Annotated in this window: 21 protein-coding genes; 7 read left to right on the forward strand and 14 right to left on the reverse strand. The window is 72.5% G+C overall.

What is annotated here, in order from left to right:
* Positions 1-75: 75 nt before the first annotated feature.
* Positions 76-507: a hypothetical protein gene (locus tag ABTY98_RS30085; RefSeq protein WP_352224200.1), complete on the reverse strand. Its 432-nt coding sequence runs from the start codon at positions 505-507 to the stop codon at positions 76-78.
* An 84-nt stretch (positions 508-591) separates the two neighbouring features.
* Here ABTY98_RS30085 and ABTY98_RS30090 point away from each other — a divergent pair, with 84 nt between their 5' ends.
* Both ABTY98_RS30090 and ABTY98_RS30095 read left to right on the forward strand, forming a co-directional pair.
* Positions 592-1,365: an MBL fold metallo-hydrolase gene (locus ABTY98_RS30090; RefSeq protein WP_352224201.1), complete on the forward strand. Its 774-nt coding sequence runs from the start codon at positions 592-594 to the stop codon at positions 1,363-1,365.
* A 14-nt stretch (positions 1,366-1,379) separates the two neighbouring features.
* Positions 1,380-2,012, forward strand: coding sequence for a DedA family protein (locus ABTY98_RS30095; RefSeq protein WP_352224304.1), 633 nt, complete (start codon positions 1,380-1,382; stop codon positions 2,010-2,012).
* 21 nt (positions 2,013-2,033) lie between these two features.
* Here ABTY98_RS30095 and ABTY98_RS30100 read toward each other — a convergent pair whose 3' ends face one another.
* From ABTY98_RS30100 to ABTY98_RS30110, 3 genes are all read right to left on the reverse strand, one after another.
* Positions 2,034-3,158, reverse strand: a complete 1,125-nt coding sequence (locus tag ABTY98_RS30100; RefSeq protein WP_352224202.1) for an MBL fold metallo-hydrolase — start codon at positions 3,156-3,158, stop codon at positions 2,034-2,036.
* Complete coding sequence (locus tag ABTY98_RS30105; RefSeq protein WP_352224203.1) at positions 3,155-4,435, reverse strand: aminotransferase class I/II-fold pyridoxal phosphate-dependent enzyme; 1,281 nt, start codon at positions 4,433-4,435, stop codon at positions 3,155-3,157. The genes ABTY98_RS30100 and ABTY98_RS30105 overlap by 4 nt, the downstream gene beginning before the upstream one ends.
* Before the next feature lie 125 nt (positions 4,436-4,560).
* Entirely contained in the window at positions 4,561-5,262 is a 702-nt protein-coding gene (locus ABTY98_RS30110; protein WP_352224204.1) for a hypothetical protein, read from the reverse strand.
* Between the two features lie 209 nt (positions 5,263-5,471).
* Between ABTY98_RS30110 and ABTY98_RS30115 the strand changes: the two genes are divergently transcribed.
* Positions 5,472-5,852 (forward strand): DUF2795 domain-containing protein, encoded by a 381-nt coding sequence (locus ABTY98_RS30115; RefSeq protein WP_352224205.1) that lies wholly within the window; start codon positions 5,472-5,474, stop codon positions 5,850-5,852.
* A 55-nt stretch (positions 5,853-5,907) separates the two neighbouring features.
* Positions 5,908-6,444: a type 1 glutamine amidotransferase domain-containing protein gene (locus ABTY98_RS30120; protein WP_352224206.1), complete on the forward strand. Its 537-nt coding sequence runs from the start codon at positions 5,908-5,910 to the stop codon at positions 6,442-6,444.
* Between the two features lie 14 nt (positions 6,445-6,458).
* Here ABTY98_RS30120 and ABTY98_RS30125 read toward each other — a convergent pair whose 3' ends face one another.
* The 3 genes from ABTY98_RS30125 to ABTY98_RS30135 all read right to left on the reverse strand — a co-directional run bounded on the left by ABTY98_RS30125 (position 6,459) and on the right by ABTY98_RS30135 (position 9,155).
* Positions 6,459-6,716 (reverse strand): DUF6158 family protein, encoded by a 258-nt coding sequence (locus ABTY98_RS30125; RefSeq protein WP_352224207.1) that lies wholly within the window; start codon positions 6,714-6,716, stop codon positions 6,459-6,461.
* Between the two features lie 82 nt (positions 6,717-6,798).
* The gene (locus ABTY98_RS30130; protein WP_352224208.1) at positions 6,799-8,418 is read right to left on the reverse strand and encodes an ABC-F family ATP-binding cassette domain-containing protein; all 1,620 of its coding nucleotides are present in this window, start codon (positions 8,416-8,418) and stop codon (positions 6,799-6,801) included.
* A gap of 77 nt (positions 8,419-8,495) precedes the next feature.
* Positions 8,496-9,155 (reverse strand): histidine phosphatase family protein, encoded by a 660-nt coding sequence (locus ABTY98_RS30135; protein WP_352224209.1) that lies wholly within the window; start codon positions 9,153-9,155, stop codon positions 8,496-8,498.
* Between the two features lie 72 nt (positions 9,156-9,227).
* Between ABTY98_RS30135 and ABTY98_RS30140 the strand changes: the two genes are divergently transcribed.
* From ABTY98_RS30140 to ABTY98_RS30150, 3 genes are all read left to right on the forward strand, one after another.
* Positions 9,228-10,712 (forward strand): bifunctional phosphatase PAP2/diacylglycerol kinase family protein, encoded by a 1,485-nt coding sequence (locus ABTY98_RS30140; RefSeq protein ID WP_352224210.1) that lies wholly within the window; start codon positions 9,228-9,230, stop codon positions 10,710-10,712.
* Positions 10,713-10,837: 125 nt separating this feature from the next.
* Positions 10,838-11,659: a class I SAM-dependent methyltransferase gene (locus ABTY98_RS30145; RefSeq protein WP_352224211.1), complete on the forward strand. Its 822-nt coding sequence runs from the start codon at positions 10,838-10,840 to the stop codon at positions 11,657-11,659.
* 41 nt (positions 11,660-11,700) lie between these two features.
* Complete coding sequence (locus ABTY98_RS30150) at positions 11,701-11,871, forward strand: hydrophobic protein (protein WP_352224212.1); 171 nt, start codon at positions 11,701-11,703, stop codon at positions 11,869-11,871.
* Positions 11,872-11,892: 21 nt separating this feature from the next.
* Here ABTY98_RS30150 and ABTY98_RS30155 read toward each other — a convergent pair whose 3' ends face one another.
* The 7 genes from ABTY98_RS30155 to ABTY98_RS30185 are packed head-to-tail and all read right to left on the reverse strand — an operon-like array spanning position 11,893 to position 15,519.
* Positions 11,893-12,201: a gas vesicle protein K gene (locus ABTY98_RS30155; protein ID WP_352224305.1), complete on the reverse strand. Its 309-nt coding sequence runs from the start codon at positions 12,199-12,201 to the stop codon at positions 11,893-11,895.
* Between the two features lie 32 nt (positions 12,202-12,233).
* A complete protein-coding gene (locus ABTY98_RS30160) occupies positions 12,234-12,422 on the reverse strand; it encodes a gas vesicle protein (RefSeq protein WP_352224213.1) in 189 nt (62 codons plus the stop codon).
* Positions 12,419-13,204 carry a GvpL/GvpF family gas vesicle protein gene (locus ABTY98_RS30165; protein WP_352224214.1) on the reverse strand — a complete coding sequence of 262 codons (786 nt, stop codon included), beginning with the start codon at positions 13,202-13,204 and terminating at the stop codon, positions 12,419-12,421. Before ABTY98_RS30165 ends, ABTY98_RS30160 begins: the two co-directional genes overlap by 4 nt.
* Positions 13,201-13,545: a gas vesicle protein gene (locus tag ABTY98_RS30170; protein ID WP_352224215.1), complete on the reverse strand. Its 345-nt coding sequence runs from the start codon at positions 13,543-13,545 to the stop codon at positions 13,201-13,203. Before ABTY98_RS30170 ends, ABTY98_RS30165 begins: the two co-directional genes overlap by 4 nt.
* Positions 13,542-14,621, reverse strand: coding sequence for an SRPBCC family protein (locus tag ABTY98_RS30175; RefSeq protein ID WP_352224216.1), 1,080 nt, complete (start codon positions 14,619-14,621; stop codon positions 13,542-13,544). The genes ABTY98_RS30170 and ABTY98_RS30175 overlap by 4 nt, the downstream gene beginning before the upstream one ends.
* Positions 14,618-15,259, reverse strand: coding sequence for a DNA primase (locus ABTY98_RS30180; protein WP_352224217.1), 642 nt, complete (start codon positions 15,257-15,259; stop codon positions 14,618-14,620). Before ABTY98_RS30180 ends, ABTY98_RS30175 begins: the two co-directional genes overlap by 4 nt.
* The gene (locus tag ABTY98_RS30185; RefSeq protein WP_352224218.1) at positions 15,256-15,519 is read right to left on the reverse strand and encodes a gas vesicle protein GvpG; all 264 of its coding nucleotides are present in this window, start codon (positions 15,517-15,519) and stop codon (positions 15,256-15,258) included. Before ABTY98_RS30185 ends, ABTY98_RS30180 begins: the two co-directional genes overlap by 4 nt.
* Between the last annotated feature and the right edge of the window lie 13 nt (positions 15,520-15,532).

Consider the following 15,532-nt stretch of genomic DNA (forward strand, 5'->3'; position numbering starts at 1 on the left):
ACATCCGCGACCCGCGTCGGCCGCGGGTCTGCTGCCGTCAACACTGTCATACGGCCGTGGGGTGCGAGCGGGCGCTCACCCCCCGTCGTACCCCGCCGTCGGCATCGACAGTCTCCGGTGGACCCGCGCCTTCATCTGGGCGTCGTAGCAGGGTTCGGCCCGCCCCACCGTCTCCACCCGCACCCCGCGTCTCGCGCACTCCGCCGTGAAGTCCTCGACCGAGGACAGCGCGCTCTCCAGGACCCGTCTGCTCGGTGCGACGAAGATGTCGAGGCCGGGGCGGACACCCGCCCACAGGGCGCTGTGGTCGTGGCGCAGTCCGCGGACCAGGAGTTCGCGGGCGATGACATACCCGTGTTCCACGGCCCAGCGGGCACACATCGCGTGCTGGCTGCGGGAGTCGACCAGGAAGGGGTCGATCTCCAGTTCCTCCAGGGGCGTCAGACTCGCGATGGCGGTCACCCGCACCGGCGCGAACCCGCCGTAGGCACCCCGCACCTGTCCCATGGCGTCCCCCCTCACCTCCGGGTTTCGCCGCCGACCCTACTCCTGCACGTAGGCTTCGGGGAGTCGCGCGAAGGAGGCAAAGAGGTGCCGGTGGAGATCACCTGGTGGGGTCACGCCACCTGCACGATCGAGGATTCGGGCATACGACTGCTCACCGATCCTCTGTTCGCGCGCCGGCTCGCGCATCTGCGCCGGCGGCGGGGCGCCCCGCCGCCGGCCGAGGCCCGTCAGGCGGACCTCGTGCTCGTCTCCCATCTGCACGCCGACCACCTGCACGTCCCCTCGCTGGCCGGGCTCGCCCCGGGCACGCGCCTTCTTGTACCCCGGGGCGCACCACGCGCGGTGCCCGCGCTCCGCCGGCTCCGGCAGCTGCGGATCACCGAGGTCGGTGTCGGGGACGAGATATCCGTCGGCCCCCTCGTCGTACGGGCCGTGCCCGCGCGGCACGACGGCCGCCGGCTGCCGGTCGGCCCGCACCGCTCCCCCGCCCTCGGATATGTCGTCGAGGGCGCGGCACGGACGTACTTCGCCGGGGACACCGGGCTGTTCGACGAGATGGCCGAGGCGGTCGGGCCGGTGGATGTGGCCCTGCTGCCGGTCGGCGGCTGGGGGCCCTACCTGGGCGAGGGGCATCTCGACGCCGGGCGGGCGGCGCGGGCGCTGGCCCGGCTGGCGCCGCGCAGCGCGGTGCCGGTGCACTACGGGACGTACTGGCCGATCGGCATGGACGGGGTGCGTCCGCACGAGTTCCACGCGCCCGGCGACGAGTTCGTGCGTCTCGCGGCGGAGTACGCGCCGCGGGTGGCGGTGCACAAGCTCGGTCACGGGGAGAGCGTGCGGCTGGAGGTCGCGCGGTGAGGCTGCTGGTGGTGATGGCGGCCGCCGCCGGTGCCACGGCAGCCACCTCCTCGACCTCGTCGACGGAGTCCACGCAGCAGGTGATCGGCTATCCGACGCTGTTTCTGCTGGTGCTGGTCGGGGCGCTGGTGCCGGTGGTGCCGACGGGGGCGCTGGTGAGTTCGGCGGCGGTGGTGGCCTTTCATCAGACGGCGCCGTTCGCGCTGGCGCTGGTGCTGGTGACGTCGTCGCTGGCCGCCTTCCTGGGGGACGCGGCACTGTACTGGCTGGGGCGGCGCGGGATGCGGTCGAAGAACGGGTCGCGGTGGCTGGCGGCGATCCGGGCGCGGGCGCCGGAGGACCGGCTGGAGCAGGCGCAGGAGAAGTTGGCCGGGCACGGGGTGCTGGTGCTGGTGCTGTCGCGCCTGGTGCCCGCCGGGCGGATACCGGTGATGCTGGCATGTCTGCTGGCGGAGTGGCCGCTCAGACGGTTCGCGCGGGGCAATGCGCCGGCCTGTGTGGCGTGGGCCGTGACCTATCAGTTGATCGGGATTCTCGGTGGGTCGTTGTTTCCGGAGCCGTGGGAGGGCGTTGTGCTGGCGGTCGCGCTGACCGTGGTGATCAGCGCGACGCCGAGTGTGTGGCGGCGGGTTCGGTCTGCCGGGTGATGTCTCGCTGCGGGGTTTGAGTTACTGGGCGCTGTCCAGTGTGGCCCGCTCGAGAATCCTCGACCCTCCAACCGGCAGATCCCACAGGCACTCCCGGTCCAGGCCCGCCTTCTCCCAGGCCGTCCGTACCCGTGTCAACGGCTCCAGCACCGGTTCCGCGGAGAGGATGAAGGTCCCCCAGTGCATGGGTGCCATCCGCCTGGCCCCCAGGTCCTCGGTCGCCCGGACCGCCTCCTCCGGGTCGAGGTGGACGTCGCTGAGCCACCAGCGGGGGTCGTAGGCGCCGATCGGCATCAGGGCCAGGTCGATACCCGGGTAGCGGCCGCCGATGCGGGAGAACCAGTGGCCGTAACCCGTGTCGCCGGCGAAGTAGACGCGCTGCCCGTCGGGGGCGGTGAGGACCCAGCCGCCCCAGAGGCTGTGGCAGGTGTCGGTGAGGGTGCGCTTGGACCAGTGGTGGGCGGGGACGAAGTCGAAGCGGACACCGGACAGTTCGGCCGCCTCCCACCAGTCCAGCTCGGTGACGGTCGTGAAGCGGCGGCGCCGGAACCAGCTGCCGAGGCCGGCCGGTACGAACACCGGGGTGTCGCGCGGGAGTCGGCGCAGGGTGGGGGCGTCCAGGTGGTCGTAGTGGTTGTGGCTGATGACGACCGCGTCGACGCGCGGCAGGGTCTCCCAGTCGACGCCGACCGGGGTGACCCGGGCCGGGGTGCCGATGATGCGGCGGGACCAGACGGGGTCGGTGAGCACGGTCAGGCCGCCGATCCGGACTACCCAACTGGCGTGTCCCGCCCAGGTGACGGCGACCGTGTCGGTGTCGACGCGGGGTAGCGGGCCCGGCTCGTAGGGCAGCCGGGGGAGGTCGGCGAGGCCCTCGCGCCCGGGGCGCACCGAGCCTTCACGGGCGAACCGGGCCATGGCCTTGAGGCCGGGCAGCGGTGCGGTCAGACGGTCGTGGAATGTCCGTGGCCAGACCCGGAGTTCGCCCAGCGGGCGGGGTTCGGCGAGCGGCGGGAACGGAGGCGCGTAGGGAGTCGGGGCTGTGGGCGTGGTGGTGGCATCCCGGGTCGTCATGGCAGTCGTGTCGGCAGTCGTCGCGGGTGCAGTCGTCGTGGTGGACCCTGACTCATGCGTCTGCTGCGTCATCGAGGAGGCTCCCATCGCTGAGCGTCGTCGCGGAGATCGTCGAGTACCGACCTCAAGGACATCAACGCGCGTTGCACGTGTGGCAGTTCCAACGGCGCGGGTGACGTGAGGCATTCCAGCCGTTCCTCGTCGGTGCCGCCCAGCAGTGGCCCGGTGGCGAGCCGGACGCGCAGCGCCTGGAGGTCGTCGCCGAAGCGGTGCCCGCCGGGCGCGGGCATTCCGAGCCGGGCGGTGAGGAAGTCCTCCAACTCCTGTGCGTCGCCGACCCCGTGGGCGCCGAGTGCGGCGCGCAGTGGTTCCAGGTCGGCGTACAGGTGACGGCCCGCTTGCGGCGGCCGGGCCAGGCCGCCGCCGGCGACCACCGCTGTGTGTGCGGCGGCGGCCACGCGCGCGTGCAGGCGTACGGCGGCCTCCCGGCGGCCGGTGACGGGCCCGGGCTCGTCGAGGGCGTGGCCGGCGGCGACCGCGACCGGTCCGGCGAGGCGGGCGCCGAGCGCGGTGAGAACGTCGAGCACGCGCGCGTGCAGGGCCGTACCGGTGTCCCCCTCGGGGAACCGGGCGACGGCGGCGGGCCAGCCGGCCGGCAACAGGGCGCCGGCCAGGTCGGTGACGACGGTGACCCGGTCCGGGAGCATCTCGGCGGGGCTGAGCAGCACGGTGGCGTCCGGGGCGTGCAGGGTGTCGCGCCAGGTCTCGTCGCTGACCAGATGGAGTCCCTCGCCGGTCGCCGCCTCGACGGTCTCGTGCAGCAGTTCCGGCGGGGCGACGGTGGCGGTCGGGTCGTCGGCGACGGAGAGCACGAGGAGCCGCGGGTCACCGCCCTCCTCCCGGACCCGGCGCACGGTCTCCAGCAGCGCGTAGAGGTCGGGTACGCCCCCGGACTCGGCCGGAGTGGCCACGTGGAAGACGGGCCGGCCCAGGAGTCGGGCGTACGGCGCCCACCAGGCGGCGCAGGGGCGCGGCACCAGGACGTCGCCGCCGAGCGCGGCGGTGAGCGCCAGCAGGAGGGCCGGGGCGCCGGGGCCCGCGGTCACCCGGCCGGGCGTGACGGGCAGCCCGCGGCGCTCCCAGTAGCCGCAGGCCGCGTCGAGCAGCGCCGGGCCGCCGCCGACGGGTTCCTCTCCGCCCCGGCTCGCGGCGGCGGCCAGCGCGGCGGAGAGCTCGGGCAGGACGGGCAGCCCGTCGTCGGGCAGCGGCGGCCCGTACCGGACGGGTCCGTGGCCCCGCGCGGGTGCGTCCCGGACCGGCTCCTGACCCTCGGGATCCGTCCGCCGCATGTCCGCCTCCGCGCAGTCCGTGGTGCCGTGTGCCGTCCGGTCCGGGCCGTGCTCTTCGTCGGGTGGCGCGTACGGTGCCGGAGTGTGCCGGAGTGGTCGCCCCGGGGTACCCGGTGGCGGTCGTCTCACCCGTCCGCGCGGGACCTTCCGCCGGCCAGCCGGTACACCGCGCCACCGCACGCGGCCGCGATCAGCACGCCGCCCGCGACCAGTGCGGGAACCGAGTCGGTGAAGGCGCCGCCTTCCCCGGCCTCCACCCCGTGCTCCACGGTCGGCGGATCGCAGGACGTGTCACCGCCGCGTGGCTCGTCACACGCGTGATCGTCCGCACAGGAGCCGGAGGAGCCGAAGGAACGGGAGGAGCCGGAGGAAGCGCACTCGCGCCCGCCACCGGCGCACGACTTCCGCCCAGCGGAACAGGGCCGCTCGTCATTTCCCCCGGGCGCCGTGCCGACCCCGGCCTCTCCTCGGGAACCCGTGGCATCGTCACCGCGGACAGCCGTGCCGTCGTCGCCCCGAGCGGCCGTGCCGTCGTCCCCCCGAGCGCCCGTACCGTCGTCGCCCCAAGGGCCCGTGGCATCGTCGCCGCGTGGGGCCGTGCCGCCGTCCCCGTGAGGAACCGCGCCGCCCCCACCGGGAACCGTGCCGCCGCCGCCCGGGGGCACCCCGCCCCCCTGGCTCGGGGCGACGGTGGAGTGTGTGCTCCAGGGGCGCGCGCTGCCGGGGCTCGCCTCGGCGGCGGGGCCGGACGCGGCGGCCGTACCGGCGACGCCGAACGCGGCACCCGCCAGGACGGCGACGGACAGGGCGCGAGCGGTACGGCGCATGGGGTGGCTCCTCGGAAGTACGACTCCGGGGACACGCGGCTGGTGCCCCCGCAGCCATCACAGCCCGCCCCACGCCGTGCCGCGCGCGGCCGACCCCCATTCGCGGGACCCTCCCGCCCTTTCGGGTGACCTCAGGGGCCCGTTCCGGCGTGTCGGCCCCTCGTCACCGGGTACGCGTCCGGCACCCCCTGAAGCACCTGGAGGGAGATATGCAGCGAGGCAGTGACCGGCTGAGTGTTCACCGGGACGACGAGATGAAGCACGAGTTGCAGGGCCTGCTCAGGTCCGGGCATCCGACGCGCACCGAGGACTGGAACGACCCCGAGCCGCCGGCCGATGACGATCCGGAGATGTACCGCGCCCCGATGCAGCCGTGGACCAGTGAGCAGCCGTCACTGGCGACCGTACGGCTGGAACTGGCCCGGTCCCTGACCCGGCACGACTTCCCGGCGCAGCCGAGCGAACTGGCACGCGTGCTGCGCCGCGGCAACGCCCCCGACGCCCTCGTCCAGAGGGTGTCCCGACTGCCGCGTTCGACGCGCTACCGCAACCTGCTGGCGCTGGCCGAGGCCGTGGTCGGCGGGGAGTGAGCCGGGACGCCGGCACGGAAGCCACGGAAGCCAAGGAAGCAAGGGAGTGAACATCATGCGTATCGCGTTTCTGACCGCGCCCGAGGGCGTCGAGCAGGTGGAGCTGACCGAGCCGTGGAAGGCGGTCTCCGACGCCGGGCACGAGCCGGTGCTGGTGTCGACGAAGCCGGGAGAGATCCAGGCCTTCGACCATCTCGACAAGGCGGACACGTTCCCCGTGGACGAGGTGGTCGCTGACACCTCGGCGGACTCGTTCGGGGCGCTGGTCCTGCCCGGCGGGGTCGCCAATCCGGACTTTCTGCGGATGGACGAGAAGGCCGTCGCGTTCGCGAAGAGCTTCTTCGAGGCGGGCCGGCCGGTCGCCGCGATCTGTCACGCGCCCTGGACGCTGGTGGAGGCCGATGTCGTGCGCGGCCGGACCCTGACGTCCTGGCCGAGCCTGCGGACCGACATCCGCAACGCCGGCGGCACCTGGGTCGACGAGCAGGTCAAGGTCTGCGAGGCCGGGCCCAACACGCTGGTCACCAGCCGTAAGCCGGACGACCTCAAGGCGTTCTGCGAGGCCTTCCTCGACACGCTCAGCGAGGCCTGAGAAGGACGTCGGCCTCAGCTCGCGGAGGCGCCCGGTGTCGTCGTCTCGGCGCAACTGCGCTCCCGGGCGCCCTCCCGGGTGCGGCCGGCGGCGACGATGCGGCGCGGATTGCGGCGCAGGTACTCGCCCTCCAGCTGGGCCATGCGTTCGTTGTGGGCGCGCAGCGCGTCGTTGGAGCCGTACAGCAGGGTGTCGTGGCGCGTCCGGTGGATGGTCTCCAGCTCCTTCATGAGCTGCTGGTCGTCCAGCCGGCTGGGGTCGACTCCGGTCATGGTGGTACCCCGCTCGTCGTGTCCGTCCCGGCGGTCCGGATCCCTGTATCCACTCTACGGAGGTCCGGGCTCCCGGGCCTGTCTAGCGGGCTCGCTCCACCCGGCGCTCGTCCCACACCGGCTCCGGGGTCTCGCGGACCCGGCCGTCGGTGCCGAAGACCAGGTAGCGGTCGAAGGAGCGGGCGAACCAGCGGTCGTGGGTGACGGCGAGCACCGTGCCGTCGAAGGCCTCCAGACCCTCCTGGAGGGCTTCGGCGGACTCCAGGTCGAGGTTGTCGGTCGGCTCGTCCAGCAGCAGCGCCGTTACACCCTGTAGCTCCAGCAAGAGGATCTGGAACCGAGCCTGCTGGCCACCGGAGAGCCGATCGAAGGTCTGTTCGGACTGGTTCGTCAGCTCGTAGCGGCGCAGCCGGGACATCGCGGCGCCCCGGTCCTGGGAGTGTTCCGTCCACAGGATGTGGAGGAGGGTACGGCCCTGGAGCTCGGGGTGGGCGTGAGTCTGCGCGAAGTGGCCGGGCACCACCCGTGCGCCCAGCTTCCACTGTCCCGTGTGCGCCACCTCCTGGCCGGCCAGCAGCCGCAGGAAGTGCGACTTGCCGGAGCCGTTGGAGCCGAGGACGGCGACCCGTTCGCCGTAGAAGACCTCCAGGTCGAAGGGTTTCATCAGGCCGGAGAGTTCGAGTCCCGCGCAGGTGACGGCCCGCACACCGGTACGGCCGCCGCGCAGCCGCATCCGGATGTCCTGGTCGCGCGGCGGCTCCGGGGGCGGCCCGGCCTCCTCGAACTTGCGCAGCCGGGTCTGGGCGGCCGCGTACCGGGACGCCATCTCGTGGGAGACGGCGGCCGCCTGGCGGAGGTTCAGCACCAGCTTCTTCAGCTGGGCGTGCTTCTCGTCCCAGCGACGGCGCAGTTCCTCGAAGCGGGCGAAGCGTGCACGCCGGGCCTCGTGGTAAGTGGCGAAGCCGCCGCCGTGCACCCAGGCGTCGGCGCCGGTGGGCGAGGGCTCCACCGAGACGATCTTCTCGGCGGCGCGGGCGAGGAGTTCCCGGTCGTGGGAGACGAACAGGACCGTCTTGCGGGTCTCCTTGAGCTGCGCCTCCAGCCAGCGCTTGCCGGGGACGTCGAGGTAGTTGTCCGGCTCGTCGAGCAGCAGCACCTCGTCGGTGCCCCGGAAGAGGGCCTCCAGCACCAGCCGCTTCTGCTCACCGCCGGAGAGGGTGCGCACCTGCCGCCACTGGGCCTTCTCGTACGGCACGCCGAGCGCGGCCGTCGTGCACATGTCCCAGAGCGTCTCGTGTTCGTAGCCGCGCACCTCGGCCCAGTCGGCGAGCGCCTGCGCGTAGCGGAGCTGGGCGGCTTCGTCGTCGACGGTCATGATGTCGTGCTCGGCCCGGTCGACGGCCTGCGCGGCCTCCCGGATCCCGGGCGGCGCCACGGACACCAGCAGGTCACGCACGGTGGTCTCGTCCCGTACGGAGCCCACGAACTGGCGCATCACGCCGAGGCCGCCGCTCACGGTCACGGTGCCGCCGTGCGGCTTCAGCTCTCCGGAGATCAGCCGCAGCAGAGTGGTCTTGCCGGCGCCGTTGGGGCCGACCAGCGCGACGGCGGCCCCATCGCCGACCCGGAAGGACACATCCCCGAGCAGGGCCCTCCCGTCGGGGAGGTAGTACTCGAGATGCGCGGCTTCCAGATGTCCCATGGTCTGGGATTCTGCGTGGCGCCCCCGACCGGGGGCAAACCGTTATCAGGCCGACGCCTGCGGGTGCGGGCGCGTAGTCACTCCGCGGCGGACTCCAACGGCTCCCCCGTCGGCCCGCTCGCCCCTGCCGGCTCCACGACCGCGCCCTCCCAGGACACCGCTTTCCAGCCGTCCTGGGGTGAGCCCTCCAGGATGACCACGCCGGTGTTGTCGAGGGGGCGGGCGGCGGCGTAGGGGATGTCGACGTTGTCGGCGCGGGCCGCTGTCCACAGGCGGATCGCGGCGCCGTGGCTGATCACGGCGACTGTCCTGGCGCCACTCGCCGCGGCCTCGGCGATCACGGCGTCGTAGCGGGCCAGGGCCTCGTCTCCGGTCTCCCCGCCGGGCATGCGCAGCGCGGTGTCCCCGGCCGCCCAGGCGAAGACGGTTCGCATGTACTCCTCGCCCCGCTCGGAGTGACCGGGCAGCATCTCCAGGTCGCCGGCGGAGACCTCGCGGATGCCGTCGCGGACGATCGGGCGGAGACCGCGGGCCGCGGCCAGCGGGGCGGCGGTGAGCTGGGTGCGGGTCAGCGTGGAGACGTAGAGAACCTCGATGTCCTCGTCGGCGAGGGCCTCGGGAAGGGCCGCCGCCTGCTGTTCGCCGAGCGCGGTCAGACCGGGGCCCGGTACGCCGGTGTCGAGCAGGAAGTCGACATTGGTCGGGGTCTGCCCGTGACGTATGAGGAGCAGGCGCATCCGTGGGGTTCCTCTCACTCGACCGCACCGCGTACCGGCAGGAAACAGCCACTTCAGGGTAACCGGACCCGCATGAGCCCAGATGTTGACCTGACCGTCCTGAAGCCGGGCCGGCACGCGCTGCGCGACCGGCTGCTCGCTCTCGACCTGAGGCTGTTCGAGGTGGCCGCCGAGCGGAACTGGCCGTTCGCCGAGCCGGTGCTGCCCCGGCTGAGCCGCAGCGCCAACCACGGCGTGCTGTGGTTCGCGGTGGCGGCCGCGGTGGCCGCGTCCCGCACCCCCCGGGCCCGCCGGGCCGCCGCCCGCGGCCTGGCCTCGCTCAGCCTGGCCTCCCTGACCATCAACACCGTTGGCAAGCGCTCGGTGCGCCGGCACCGGCCGGTCCTGGACCCGGTGCCGGCGGTACGGCATCTGAAGCGGCAGCCGATCACCACCTCCTTCCCCTCCGGACACGCCGCGTCGGCGGCCGCGTTCGCGACCGGCGTCGCCCTGGAGTCCCCGGCGTGGGGCGCGGTGGTGGCGCCGGTGGCGTTCTCCGTCGCCATGTCCCGGGTCTACACGGGCGTGCACTTCCCGAGCGATGTGCTCGCGGGCGCGGCGCTGGGCGCGGGCGCCGCGTTCGCCCTACGCCGGCTGGTGCCGACCCGGGGCCAGAACGGCCCGCCGCCCCGGCCCCGTGCGGACGCCCCGGCGCTGCCCGACGGGGACGGCCTGGTGATGGTGGCCAACCGGGCCTCGGGCAGCGCCGACCGGGTCCGGGCGCTGCACGACGAGCTGCCGAAGGCCGAGCTGGTGGAGTGCGAACCGTCCGAGGTGCGGGCCGAGTTGGAGAAGGCGGCGCTGCGGGCGCAGGCGCTCGGGGTGTGCGGCGGCGACGGCACCGTGAACGCGGCCGCCCAGATCGCCCTGCGGCACGGCCTGCCGCTCGCGGTGCTGCCCGGCGGCACCCTCAACCACTTCGCCTACGACCTGAGTGTCGAGGACGGCCGCGCCCTGGGCCGTGCGGTGCGCGACGGCGAGGCGGTCCGGGTGGACGTCGGCCGCTTCGCCTGCGACGGCCGGGAGGGCGTCTTCCTCAACACGCTGAGCCTCGGCGTGTATCCCGAGCTGGTGCGCGAGCGGGAGCGCTGGGCGCACCGCATCGGCGGCCGGCCCGCCGAGGTGCTCGCGGCGCTGCGCGTGCTGCGCACGGACCGGCATCCGCTGGAGGTCGAACTCGGCGGCGAGGCCCACCCGTTGTGGCTGCTGTTCATCGGCAACTGCGTCTACCACCGGATGGGCCTGACACCGGGCCGCCGTACCGACCTGGCGGACGGACAGCTGGACGTACGGGTGGTGCACGGCGGCCGGCATCCCGCACTGCGCCTGCTCTCCGCCGCCGTCGCGGCCCCGCTGGTCAGTTCCCCCGCGCACGCGGAGGTGCGGGTGAGCCGGCTGCGTCTCACCGGCCTCAAGACCGGCACCCCGCTCGCGTACGACGGCGAAGTCACCGATGTGACGGGGGAGGTGACAGTGGAGAAGCTGCCCGAGGCGCTGACCGTCTACCGGTCGCACTGACGGACCGTCAGTCCATATCGTAAAACGCGGATCTCATCATTCGGCATGCGGGCGTAGCGTTGCGGACAGCGCGGGACGGGGTCGACCGGCCCCGTCCGCCCGGTGTGAAGCGAAGGGGCTGAGCCATGTCGAAACCGCAGGAGACCGCTGTCTACACGCACGGGCACCACGAGTCGGTGCTGCGTTCCCACACCTGGCGTACCGCCGCCAACTCCGCGGCGTATCTGCTCGGTGCGCTGAAGCCCCACATGAGGATCCTGGACATCGGCTGCGGCCCCGGCACGATCACCGCCGACCTGGCGGCACTGGTGCCCGAGGGCCATGTCACCGGCGCCGACCACGCGCCTGGCATCCTGGAGCAGGCCCGGTCGACCGCCGCCGGGCGCGGGCTGACGAACGTGGACTTCACGGTCGCCGACGTGCACGCGCTGGACTACCCGGACGACACCTTCTGCGTGGTCCACGCCCACCAGGTGCTCCAGCACGTGGGCGACCCGGTGCGGGCGCTGCGCGAGATGCGCCGGGTCACCAAGCCCGGCGGTTTCATCGCCGTACGCGACTCGGACTACGCGGCGATGACCTGGTACCCGGCGGTGCCGGGGCTGGACGAGTGGCTGGAGCTGTACCGGCGGGTGGCGCGGGCCAACGGGGGTGAGCCGGACGCCGGGCGGCGGCTGAAGTCCTGGGCGCTGGCCTCGGGGCTGACCGACATCACCGCCACCTCCGGCACCTGGACGTACAGCACGGCCGAGGAACGGGAGTGGTGGGGCGGGCTGTGGGCGGACCGCACGGTCGCCTCGTCCTACGCCGCGCGGGCCACCGAGGGCGGTCACGCGAGCACCGGTCAACTGCACGCGATAGCGGCGGCCTGGCGGGAATGGGCGGCCCAGGACGACGGCTGGTTCGCCGTCCTGCACGGAGAAATTCTCTGCCGGAAGCAAGTCTGATCCGTGTCATTCGGGAAACTCGGATCACAGGAGGTCAGACTATGGTTCCCATTCTGCTGGTACTGCTTCTGGTGCTGATACTTTTCGGTGCCGGATTCGCGGTGAAACTGCTCTGGTGGGTCGCGCTCGCCGTACTTGTGCTGTGGCTACTCGGATTCCTGGTCCGCGGCACGACCGGCGCCGGCGGCAGGGGCCGCTGGTACAGGTGGTGAGGCCACCTCCTGGTGGCCGGCTCACTCGCGCGGCAACAGCGGTCCCAGCGGCCCGAGGTCCAGATTCAGGTCCTCGGGCCGCAGTCCGTAGCGGTCCCGGAGTTCGGCCATGCGGTCCTCCAGGAGCATCAGGGTGAGCCCGATCCGCTCCTCCTGCTGCTCGGTGAGGTCCCCGGTGTCGAAGCGGCGCAGCGCCTGCCGCTCCATCAGCTGACGCAGCAGCTCCACGACGGTCAGCACCAGCTTGACCAGGTCGCGCTCGACGGTGTCCGGGTCGAGGTCCAGCCGGTTGCGGCGTTCGCCCGGCTCCAGGATCTCGCCCCGCTCCATGTTCTCGCCCGGCTCCGGGTCGCGGTGCTCACTCACGTCGGCTCCCCCCAGGGCGCGGGCACTTGGGCGTTGACCGAGCTGATCAGCGCGTTGAGGTCGATCCGGACGAGGTCGACATCCGCGATGCGCAAGGTGATGTCGCCGGTGATGACGACCCCGCCGGCCAGCAGCCGGTCGAGCAGGTCGACCAGGGCGACCTCACGGCGTTCGACGATGGTCACCGCCCGGCCCCCTCCCCCGGTTCCGGCGTCGGTTCCGTGAACGAATAGGCCGCCCAGGGGCCGGTGAGTTCCACCCGCATTCCGGGTGCCTCGTCCTTGGTACGGTCGACCAGTTCCACGAATTCCTCGGATTCCGCGCGTGCCACCAGATAAGCCGCGTTGAGTAGATTCTGTCCCGGTGCTCCGGAAAGCACCGCGTTCTGCGGTGGGTGCAACCGGGAATCCTCGGCGTGCTGGGAAAGCCGCCTGTGCAGGGCGGCGGCGAATTCCTCGGCGGCCCGCCATTTCTCCTCGTGCTCGCGGCTGCGCGTTCGCCGCTGCCGCAGATAGTCCCGCCCGCTGACGGGTTTGCCGACGGGCGCCGGCTCCTGCTCGGGCGGGTCGGCGTACAGCTTGACGCCCCACTCGACCCGTCCCTCGAGCCGGTCGAGGGTGCGCAGGAAGTCGGCCTCGCGGGCCTCCATCATGGTCCGTACGCCGCTGTCGTCCCGGAAGACCGTGGCGAGCCGCAGCGGCAGCGGGGTGGTGACCGTGGTGAGCGCGTCGATCACCCCCTGATGGGCGCGGGCGGTCGCGGCCAGCCAGTCCAGATCCTCCAGATGGTCCCGCAGGGGCCCCTCGGCGAAGTCCCCCTCCGGGACCGTGCTGACGACGGCGACCAGCCCGTGGTGCCGGAGCAGCCCGGGCGGGGCGCCGGCCACACCGGTGAGCTGGGACTGGAGGGCCGCCTCGAAGGGGCGGCAGACGGCGTACACGTACCGGAGTCCGGCCTGTGCGGTCATCGGTCCTCCTCCTGCTGCCGCCCGCGTCCGGCCTCCAGCGCCTCCAGCGCCGCGAGCCGCTCCCGCAACTCGTGGTTCTCCCGCGTGAGCTGGTCGCGGCGGGCACGGGTGGACAGCTCGGGGTCGTGCTCCCACCAGTCGATGCCCATCTCCTTCGCCCGGTCGACGGAGGCGACGACCAGGCGAAGCTTGATGGTGAGCAGTTCTATGTCGAGCAGGTTGATCCTGATGTCACCGGCAATGACGATGCCCTTGTCCAGGACGCGCTCCAGGATGTCGGCGAGGTTGGCACCTCCGCCGTCACGTCCGTACGGCTCGGGCAGCCGACCGGGCATCGTCATCGACGGCTCCCGGACTCGGCGTACTCGTCCTCGTCCTCGTCCTCGCGCTCGGTGCCCTCAGAGTCCTCGTACTCGTCCTCGGGCTCCTCCTCGGCCTCTTCGCCTTCCTCTTCGTACTCCTCATCCTCCCCCCGCCCGGCGGCCTCCGCCTCGTCGTACGGCTCCTCGTCCTCGTACTGCTCCTCGCCCTCGTTCTCCTCGTTCTCCTCGTTCTCCTCGTTCTCCTCGTTCTCCTCGTTCTCTTCCTCGGCCAGGGCGTCCTCGTGGCTGCGGACGACCTCGCCGTCGCGGATCTCGCCGCGCCAGCCGTCGTCCACCTCGCCCTTGATGGAGATGTGCCGGGCGAAGTGCTTGAGGTCGAGACGGGTCCGGCGGCCCGAGGCGCGCCAGATGTTCGCGGTCTTCTCGAAGAAGCCGCTGGGGTAGTACTCCATCACCAGGAGGATGCGGGTGAGGTTCTCGCCGAGCGAGTGGAACGTGACGACGCCCTTGTGGGTGCCCTTGGCGCCCTCCGAGGACCACTGGATGCGGTAGTCGGGGACCTGCTCGACGGTGTGGCCCTTCCAGCTGCGGCTGGACCACCAGATCTTGCCCTGCCAGTCCGACGTGGTGTCGTCGGTACGGCTGGCGCTCTTCACACCCTTGGCGAAGGTGCTGAAGTCCTGGTAGCGGGTCCACTGGTCGTAGGCGGTGCGCACCGGCACGCCGACGTCGACCGACTCGATGATGACGGTCGGCTTCTGACCGCTGCCCTTCCCCTTGCCCTTGCCGCCCCCGACGTTGCGCACCTTGTCCATGACGGTGTCCTTCGCGTGGGACAGGCCGATCTCCAGTGCGGAGCGCACCGGGCCCTTGCCCTCGGCGACCTTGCGGCCGGCGTCCAGGGCCAGCTGGGCGAAGCCCGGGCTGTTGCCCTCGGCGATGTCGTTGAGCTTGCCGGTGGTCTCGCCGAGCTTGCGTCCTGCGCCTACGAGCAGGCGCTGGGCCTGGGCGGCGAGGTACTCCTGCACCTCCGCCTTCAGGCGGTCGGCGGCCTCGGAGCGGGCCGCGTCCGTGAGCGGGCTGGTGTTGTTCATCGGTCACCGCCTCCCTTCGGGGCCCGGCCCGCCGTCTTCTTGGCGGCGGCCCGGCCCTGCGCGGCCTTCTTGGCCGGAGCCTTCTTGGCGGCCGTCTTCTTGGCCGGAACCTTCTTGGCCGCCTGCTTCGCCGGGGCCTTGCGGGCGGGCCCCTTGTCGCGCTTCTCCTCGCCACCGCCGCGCTCGTCGTCGTCCTCGGCCCGCCCGCGACGGTCCTCGTCGTCGTCCTCGGCCCGCCCGCGACGGTCCTCGTCGTCCTCCTCGGCGTCCTCCTCGTCGTCCCGGTCGTCGCCGAGACCGAGGGTGCCGGTGTCCGGCACGACGCCGGCCAGCTGGTCGCGCACCTCGGCGGTACGGCCGTGCAACCGGTCGGCGAGGGAGTCGAGCTGCCGTTCGACCATGGCACCGGAAGCGGCCCGGCCGACCCCGCGCAGATCCTCGCGCAGCTGGTCGCCTATCTCCTTGAACTGCGGGTTGTCACGCAGCTGCTGGTTGACGACGCTCATGAGCGCCCCCGGGCTCAGATTCAGCTTCTTGCCGGCAACCAGCGTGCCGACGGCAAAGGCCAGCTTCAGCTTCTTGGTCCGGCCCAGGAGGTATCCGGCCCCGATCGCGAGGCCCAGTCCTGTTCGGTTCATGTATGCATCCCATTGCCGGGCCCGGCGCCTTTGCGCAGGGCGATCTCCAGCCGGTCGAGGAGTTCGTCCTCGGCCCGGTCGAACTCCTCCTCGTCGATCTCACCGGCTTCCAGCCGTTCCTCAAGCCGGGCCAGTTCGGCCCGGATCGCGGCGGGGTCGTAGTAGATCCGTTCCGCCTCGTGCAGTACCTGCTCGACGACCCAGGCGCTGCCGCGCACGGGTGCGAAGGGCAGTAGCAGCAGCTCCTTGATCAGTCCCATGGGTACGTGCTCC

The organism is Streptomyces sp. NPDC096040 (assembly GCF_040303265.1).
Classification (GTDB): Bacteria; Actinomycetota; Actinomycetes; order Streptomycetales; family Streptomycetaceae; genus Streptomyces.

Coding starts and splice junctions, on each gene's coding strand:
- ABTY98_RS30085 (WP_352224200.1), bottom strand. CDS start 507: ATGGGACAGGTGCGGGGTGCCTACGGCGGGTTCGCGCCGGTGCGGGTG.
- ABTY98_RS30095 (WP_352224304.1), top strand. CDS start 1,380: ATGGCGGCCGCCGCCGGTGCCACGGCAGCCACCTCCTCGACCTCGTCG.
- ABTY98_RS30100 (WP_352224202.1), bottom strand. CDS start 3,158: ATGACGCAGCAGACGCATGAGTCAGGGTCCACCACGACGACTGCACCC.
- ABTY98_RS30105 (WP_352224203.1), bottom strand. CDS start 4,435: ATGCGGCGGACGGATCCCGAGGGTCAGGAGCCGGTCCGGGACGCACCC.
- ABTY98_RS30110 (WP_352224204.1), bottom strand. CDS start 5,262: ATGCGCCGTACCGCTCGCGCCCTGTCCGTCGCCGTCCTGGCGGGTGCC.
- ABTY98_RS30115 (WP_352224205.1), top strand. CDS start 5,472: ATGCAGCGAGGCAGTGACCGGCTGAGTGTTCACCGGGACGACGAGATG.
- ABTY98_RS30120 (WP_352224206.1), top strand. CDS start 5,908: ATGCGTATCGCGTTTCTGACCGCGCCCGAGGGCGTCGAGCAGGTGGAG.
- ABTY98_RS30125 (WP_352224207.1), bottom strand. CDS start 6,716: ATGACCGGAGTCGACCCCAGCCGGCTGGACGACCAGCAGCTCATGAAG.
- ABTY98_RS30130 (WP_352224208.1), bottom strand. CDS start 8,418: ATGGGACATCTGGAAGCCGCGCATCTCGAGTACTACCTCCCCGACGGG.
- ABTY98_RS30135 (WP_352224209.1), bottom strand. CDS start 9,155: ATGCGCCTGCTCCTCATACGTCACGGGCAGACCCCGACCAATGTCGAC.
- ABTY98_RS30140 (WP_352224210.1), top strand. CDS start 9,228: ATGAGCCCAGATGTTGACCTGACCGTCCTGAAGCCGGGCCGGCACGCG.
- ABTY98_RS30145 (WP_352224211.1), top strand. CDS start 10,838: ATGTCGAAACCGCAGGAGACCGCTGTCTACACGCACGGGCACCACGAG.
- ABTY98_RS30150 (WP_352224212.1), top strand. CDS start 11,701: ATGGTTCCCATTCTGCTGGTACTGCTTCTGGTGCTGATACTTTTCGGT.
- ABTY98_RS30155 (WP_352224305.1), bottom strand. CDS start 12,201: ATGGAGCGGGGCGAGATCCTGGAGCCGGGCGAACGCCGCAACCGGCTG.
- ABTY98_RS30165 (WP_352224214.1), bottom strand. CDS start 13,204: ATGACCGCACAGGCCGGACTCCGGTACGTGTACGCCGTCTGCCGCCCC.
- ABTY98_RS30170 (WP_352224215.1), bottom strand. CDS start 13,545: ATGACGATGCCCGGTCGGCTGCCCGAGCCGTACGGACGTGACGGCGGA.
- ABTY98_RS30175 (WP_352224216.1), bottom strand. CDS start 14,621: ATGAACAACACCAGCCCGCTCACGGACGCGGCCCGCTCCGAGGCCGCC.
- ABTY98_RS30180 (WP_352224217.1), bottom strand. CDS start 15,259: ATGAACCGAACAGGACTGGGCCTCGCGATCGGGGCCGGATACCTCCTG.
- ABTY98_RS30185 (WP_352224218.1), bottom strand. CDS start 15,519: ATGGGACTGATCAAGGAGCTGCTGCTACTGCCCTTCGCACCCGTGCGC.